The 6,895-nt window shown below is 66.3% G+C and carries 3 protein-coding genes; 1 reads left to right on the top strand and 2 read right to left on the bottom strand.

Annotated elements, in window-relative coordinates:
• Positions 1-1,586, bottom strand: a 1,586-nt coding sequence (locus ACQP2U_RS43795; RefSeq protein ID WP_433717411.1) for a hypothetical protein, incomplete at its 3' end; no start/stop codon positions are given.
• 881 nt (positions 1,587-2,467) lie between these two features.
• Here ACQP2U_RS43795 and ACQP2U_RS43790 point away from each other — a divergent pair.
• Positions 2,468-4,108 (top strand): hypothetical protein, encoded by a 1,641-nt coding sequence (locus tag ACQP2U_RS43790; protein ID WP_433716858.1) that lies wholly within the window; start codon positions 2,468-2,470, stop codon positions 4,106-4,108.
• A 567-nt stretch (positions 4,109-4,675) separates the two neighbouring features.
• Here the strand turns inward: ACQP2U_RS43790 and ACQP2U_RS43785 are convergent.
• On the bottom strand, positions 4,676-6,796 hold the full coding sequence (locus ACQP2U_RS43785; protein ID WP_433716860.1) for an FtsK/SpoIIIE domain-containing protein: 2,121 nt from the start codon (positions 6,794-6,796) through the stop codon (positions 4,676-4,678).
• Positions 6,797-6,895: the final 99 nt, after the last annotated feature.

Below are 6,895 nucleotides of genomic sequence, written 5' to 3'. Positions count from 1 at the left end.
ATCGGCGCGGATATCCTCGCGGTGCCAGGCCGGTATTCGATCGCGCCACCTGGTGCCTCGAAGGGCACGCCGGTTCGCCGGTAGCCGCTCGGCTGCGTAGTCGGCGAGATCTTCACCGGCGCGAAACCCTCGCGGTTGGCCCTACCGAAGGCGATGAACTTGTGCCGCAACAACGATTCCAAGGTCTTGACCACGCCGTCGCCCACGCGCTTTCCCCCGATGTACCAGTCGAACTCCTCCGCCTCGGCGTCGATCACCACAACCGTCACCGACAGGCGACCGCGGGCCTCGGGATGCAGATCCCCGAGCATGGACAGCTGCGCCGGGGTCAGCCGCACCCGGGCAGGCCGCCTACCCGCGCCAGGAGCGTGCTGTACCGCGGTGTACCTCTCCAACTGCTTCGCCAGCGCCTTCTCAGCACCCTGGGCCTCGAAACGGTCCTGCTCGGCCTGCTTGATCCGCCGCTCGGCCTCGGCCAAGCTGGCGCGCAGCTGCGCCACCTCCGATTCCGCAGCCGTGCAACGAGACTCGAGGTCGGCAAGCCGCTTCGCCACCGCCGCATCGGTCTCTTCGAAACCTTCGAGAGCAACGGTGGCCTGCCGCGAGGCCTGCCCCACCGCCGCCGCCATCGCCGCCAGAGCAGCCCGCATCGGCGCCAACGGATCATCGCCGCCGACGGGCACAGGCGCCGACTCCGGCACGGCGAGCTCCGCCGCTAACTCCACCGACGCCGCCGCTACCGCCGTCTCGCGATCCAGCCGCACCCGCCGCGCCGCAGGCGGGGGGAAGCGCGTGGGTGACGGCGTGGCCGCCGCAACGGTCTTCTCCACGGGACTTTCCGCAGGGGCCGCCACAGGCTCAACCACCTCGACGGCATCATCAGCTATCTCGGAGATATCAGCATTTTCAGGCGCGCCGATATCCGACACGTCATCACCTGCATTTTCGGACGTGCCCAGAGCATCATAGCCTGAGTCTTCGGTGCTCTCAGCAACAACACCCGCGCGGGCGTTCGACAGCTCTTCCCAGGCGTTGCTCACCAGCTTGTCTCGCCAGCGGTCCGAATTCTTCGCCTTGTGCGGGTCACCGTCATAGGTTGGCTGAGGGCCGTGGGTTTGAAGCTGTTTCACCTCGCACCCGCACAGCTGCGGCACGAGCACCACTTCCCCCTTCGGCAGCGGCGCATCGGCCCCGTAGGAGCTCCACAACTTCTTGTTCGCCCACTCCAGTTCCTGCGCCGGCCGTGTCGTGATCGGCGGCCACAGGCCCACGGTGCCGCAGACCGAGCACGCCACCTTGTCCAGCTTCACCCGCGGATCCTCGTCCCCGTGCTGCCGCGCCTCGATCGCCAACACGTCGATCCGATGCTCAGACCGGCAGGCCATGCACGGCACCGGGTATGCCGCCGCCGCGATGGACCCCAGCGTGTCCCCCGCTTGTGCCCGCTGCACGGTCAGCGACAGCGGCCAGCGGCAGAAGGACACCACCTCCCCCACCGGGACCCGAGGCCCGCCTTTCCGCGTCGCTCCGAGCCGTACCGCTTCGACCACCCAATCCGGCAAGTCCACCTGCACTGGCAAATCCACCGCCGTACTCCTTTCTCCTCATCAACGGACTATTGTGTTTCTCTCTCTCCTCTAAATATACCGTGAAAGCACCTCTCTCCTCAATACCTGAGCCGAGGAAAAATGGAGAAAGCTGAGGAGAATAGGTTGATAGCTGAGGATAATGGGTGTAGACTGAGGAGTATGAACAGCAGCCAAGCAGCCCAGAAGGACCGGAAAGCCGCCGAAAGCGCAGAAAACCCCCAGGTCAGCGGGGGTAATTGACGAAAGCGCCCCCGAGAGGGTAGGTTCCTCACCATGACCCCCCGACCGAAAGCCCTCACCCCATCATCCTCATGTCCCTTACTCCTCACGCTGAGGAGTTTCGTTACGCTCGAGCCGTTTGCAAACGGCTCGGGCGTAGCAAGCTCCTCAGCGTGGAGTGGGACATGAGGGATGAGTGAGCGTCGGGGTCATGGTGAGCCTACCTCTCGGGGCGCTCGTCAGTCACCGCTGACCTGGGGGTTTCTGCGCTCGGCGGCTCCGGTCCTTCTGGCTGCTGCTGCGTACTCCTCAGTCTACACCCATTATCCTCAGCTATCAGCCTATTCTCCTCGGCTTTCTCCATTTTCCTCGGCTCAGGTGAGGAGGTGCTCACGGTATTTGAGGAGAGAAGCACAATAGTCCGTTGATGAGGAGAAGAGTACGGCGGTGGATTGCCGGTGCAGGTGACTGCCGGACAGGTGGTCAGCGACGCGGCGGCAGCGGCCTCGGGTCCCGGTGAGGAGGTGGTGTCCTTCTGCCGCTGGCCGCTGTCGCTGACCGTGCAGCGGGCACAAGCGGGGGACACGCTGGGGTCCATCGCGGCGGCGGCATACCCGGTGCCGTGCATGGCCTGCCGGTCTGAGCATCGGATCGACGTGTTGGCGATCGAGGCGCGGCAGCACGGGGACGAGGATCCGCGGGTGAAGCTGGACAAGGTGGCGTGCTCGGTCTGCGGCACCGTGGGCCTGTGGCCGCCGATCACGACACGGCCGGCGCAGGAACTGGAGTGGGCGAACAAGAAGTTGTGGAGCTCCTACGGGGCCGATGCGCCGCTGCCGAAGGGGGAAGTGGTGCTCGTGCCGCAGCTGTGCGGGTGCGAGGTGAAACAGCTTCAAACCCACGGCCCTCAGCCAACCTATGACGGTGACCCGCACAAGGCGAAGAATTCGGACCGCTGGCGAGACAAGCTGGTGAGCAACGCCTGGGAAGAGCTGTCGAACGCCCGCGCGGGTGTTGTTGCTGAGAGCACCGAAGACTCAGGCTATGATGCTCTGGGCACGTCCGAAAATGCAGGTGATGACGTGTCGGATATCGGCGCGCCTGAAAATGCTGATATCTCCGAGATAGCTGATGATGCCGTCGAGGTGGTTGAGCCTGTGGCGGCCCCTGCGGAAAGTCCCGTGGAGAAGACCGTTGCGGCGGCCACGCCGTCACCCACGCGCTTCCCCCCGCCTGCGGCGCGGCGGGTGCGGCTGGATCGCGAGACGGCGGTAGCGGCGGCGTCGGTGGAGTTAGCGGCGGAGCTCGCCGTGCCGGAGTCGGCGCCTGTGCCCGTCGGCGGCGATGATCCGTTGGCGCCGATGCGGGCTGCTCTGGCGGCGATGGCGGCGGCGGTGGGGCAGGCCTCGCGGCAGGCCACCGTTGCTCTCGAAGGTTTCGAAGAGACCGATGCGGCGGTGGCGAAGCGGCTTGCCGACCTCGAGTCTCGTTGCACGGCTGCGGAATCGGAGGTGGCGCAGCTGCGCGCCAGCTTGGCCGAGGCCGAGCGGCGGATCAAGCAGGCCGAGCAGGACCGTTTCGAGGCCCAGGGTGCTGAGAAGGCGCTGGCGAAGCAGTTGGAGAGGTACACCGCGGTACAGCACGCTCCTGGCGCGGGTAGGCGGCCTGCCCGGGTGCGGCTGACCCCGGCGCAGCTGTCCATGCTCGGGGATCTGCATCCCGAGGCCCGCGGTCGCCTGTCGGTGACGGTTGTGGTGATCGACGCCGAGGCGGAGGAGTTCGACTGGTACATCGGGGGAAAGCGCGTGGGCGACGGCGTGGTCAAGACCTTGGAATCGTTGTTGCGGCACAAGTTCATCGCCTTCGGTAGGGCCAACCGCGAGGGTTTCGCGCCGGTGAAGATCACCGAGGCGGGTCTGCGGGCCTACAGCGCACGGGCCGAGCAGCCCGTGAAGGTCGAGGCGGGGGAACATGGCGGTGAGGCCGTAGCCGATTCGAAGGGCACCGCGCGGCAATTCAAGCGCGATCAGTACCGGCTGCTCGAGGATATCCGCGCCGATCGCGTCTCAGTGCTGAGTGCGCGCGGCCCCGACGGGGAACTCGGGGCGGGGCTTCGGTTCCGCAACACCGATCAGGATCTGTCGAAAGCCCAGACCAAGTTCGTTCGGGACGCCTTCGACGCGGGACTCGTGGGCTGGTCGTTCTCCGATCCGCAGACAAAGGAGGTCGCCGAAGGCGCGTCCACCCCGGTCCGGCTGACCGACTCCGGAGCCGCTGCGCTCGATCAACAGGCCGCATAGGAGCGCCCAAACGTCCCATACACACACGAAATAGGCTCGACCCCATAGTGATTCAAGGGCGGACCTATTTCGTGTGTTTGCTGGCCTACGTGCGGGGCCGCTTTCGATGAACGGTGACCAGCGCTCCAGGGCCGCAGAGCTTCGGTGTGCTGCTCGATATCCCGCTCGGCCTGGCAGTCGGGCCATCATCAGCTGTGCGGCGTCGCGGTTGTCGTCGGCCGATCCGAGGCGGGAGAGGAACCGCTCACACATCTCGTGCCCGATGCGCGCCTGGTGCGGGCGAGCTGCTGCAGGGCCGAAGCATGGCCACCGAGACCGAGGATGATCTGGCCCAACGCTTCCTGGGGTGGGTGTCGGGTGGTGGCAGTTGGCCACTGATGGCGCCGCTGTCGGGGTGGTCGGTCACGTGAGCGCGGTGGTCGAGTAGGGCTCGGCGGCACCGCGTGAGGGAGCACCGATTCTCCTCATGTGGTGCCCGCTTTTTCCCCTCGAACGAAAGTGCCAACGGAACGTCACGCAACGCTACGAAACATATTTGCTGGTAATGGCTTCGAGCGCTCGCGTCAGTCAGTCCTCGGTCGGTTGTTTGCGGTTCTTGTGGCGGTGGTGGATCTGGCGGCATCTCGGCGAGCAGAACTTCCCGGGACGGCCGGTGTGGGCTTGGGGGACCGGGTTGTTGCAGTCCGGTGCAAGGCAGTAGCGGACGCCGCGGAAGTCGTCGAGCAGCAAGATGTTGCCGCTGGCGTGCTGTTCGCTGGCCCGTTCGCGTGGTGCGGATGCCGGCGCGGTGCGGGGTTTGGGCGGCGTGCTGGTGGGCTTGGAGGAGGTTGCGGGGGTTTCAGCGGTGTCGGTGTCCTCGTCGTCTTGGTAGGGCAGGTCGCGTTCGGGTTTGCGGACGGCCAGGATCGCGTCGGCGATGTCGAAGCAGGCCTGGGTGGGCAGGAACAACCCGCGCATCCGGACGAAGTCGGATTGGCTGGCCAGCAGACCGATCGCCACGCCCTGGGGGACGGACAGTTTGAGGACTTCCTCGGCGTAGACGGCGGGGGCAGTGGGGAGCAGGACCCGGAAGTCCTGGGCGTCGTTCACGGCGTGGCTGACCCTGTTGGTCAGCTGGGAGCGTACGGCGGTGGGCAGGTTGTCCTCGGAGACCTTCTGCAGGGAAACGATCAAGACGATGCCGTATTTGAGGGCGATGGCGGCCACTTTGCCCAGCAGGTCGCCGAACCGTGAGTGCTTGCGGAACAGGGCGGCCTCGTCGATGGCGAGCACCCACAGCGGCAGGTCCTCGGAGAAGTCGGTGATCTTGTCGATTTTCTTTTGGTGGAAGATTCGCTTGCGGCGCTCGATCTCGTCGAGCACGTCCAGGAGGATTTCGCAGGCGGCGTCGCCGTCGTTTTCCTCGCACACCCGGTGCAGCAAGCGGTACCAGGGCGGGGTGGCGGCGCCGTTGGGGTCGATCATCAGCACCTTGGTGTCGCGCATCAGCATGGCCCGGGCGACGAGGTTGTTGAGCAGGATCGACTTGCCGGATCGGGTGCGGCCGCCGATGACGATGTGTCCGTGCTTGGAGAGGTTGAAGGTGACCATCTCGCCTTGGTCGCTGACGGCCAGGTCGAAGTCGTCGTGGCAGCTCAGCGAGTTGGGTGCCACGACGGGCCGGTATCGGGTGGTCACCGACCCGTCGGCGTCGAGCACCTCGTGGACCGAGATCAGCGGGCACCAGGCCAGCACGGCGATCGGGTCGACCACGCGCAGTTCCAAGATGAGTTGGTTTCCGTCGCGGGACTTCACCCGTACCGCGGGGACGTCGAGGGCGGGGGCGATCTTGTCGGCTTTGCTGGCGAAGTCGTTGGCCGAGCAGTTGTCGGGGATCGTCAGGCGCACGCAGGCGCCGACAGGGACCGTCCACACACCGGAGTCGGGTATGCCGTTGTGTTCTCCGGGCAGCACGGTGGGCCAGGAGCCGGGGTCGCCGGTGCGGTGGTTGGGTTCTCTGCCCAGCCCGAGCCGCGTCCACAGTTCGCAGGCGCTCCAGGTCTCGGCGATCCGGCCCAGCCCGGTGTGCAGGCGTTCGGGGAAGGGTTGCAGCCATTGCTGCCATTGCGGGGTGGTGAGGGGGTCGCGGGTGACGAGGTCGAGTACGAGGAGGCGGCCGGTGACGCGGACGATGCGCACGACGTCGACGCCGAGGTGGTTGGCGAGTTCGGGGAGTTTGCTGACGTAGGCGGCGGGATTGGCGAAGTTGCTGGGCATGAGCAGGTAGACCCGGCTGCCGTAGCTGGTTTCTTCGACTCCGCTGGAGCAGGTTTCGGTGTCGAGGGTGGGGTGGTTGCCGGGTTCGCCGAGGCCGAGTTCGCCCCAGATGTCGGCGGCCTGGATCGGGTTGTGCAGGAGATCGGCGGCGCAGCGTGCGACCTGGTCGGTGATGGTGGCCGAGTCTCGTTCCCAGATGGCGTCTCGCTCGGCCTGCTCGGCCTCCTGCCGGGCCAGGGTGCGGCGGGCGGTCTTCTTGCGGTGGAGAACGACCTGAACGGCCAAGGCGATAGCGCCGGCGAGGATGGCCACGACGACAGCGCCGTGGAAGAACTGCCAGAGGGGGTGGATGAAGAACAGCCAGAACGCGACGGGGATGCAGGCGATGCCGACGATGGCGACGTGTTCGATGCCGATGCTTTTGGGGTTCATTGGTGTGGGGTGGTGTCGGCGCGCTACGAACGCGGTGGCTGCGGGGACGGCTTCATGAGGGGTGGACTATCGGGTGTCGGGCAGGACGAAAAGACGATT

It is taken from the genome of Nocardia sp. CA-084685, assembly GCF_050955785.1.
Taxonomy (GTDB): Bacteria; Actinomycetota; Actinomycetes; order Mycobacteriales; family Mycobacteriaceae; genus Nocardia.
The sequence above is the reverse complement of the archived record's forward strand: the minus strand, read 5'-3'. Positions and strand labels throughout refer to the sequence as shown.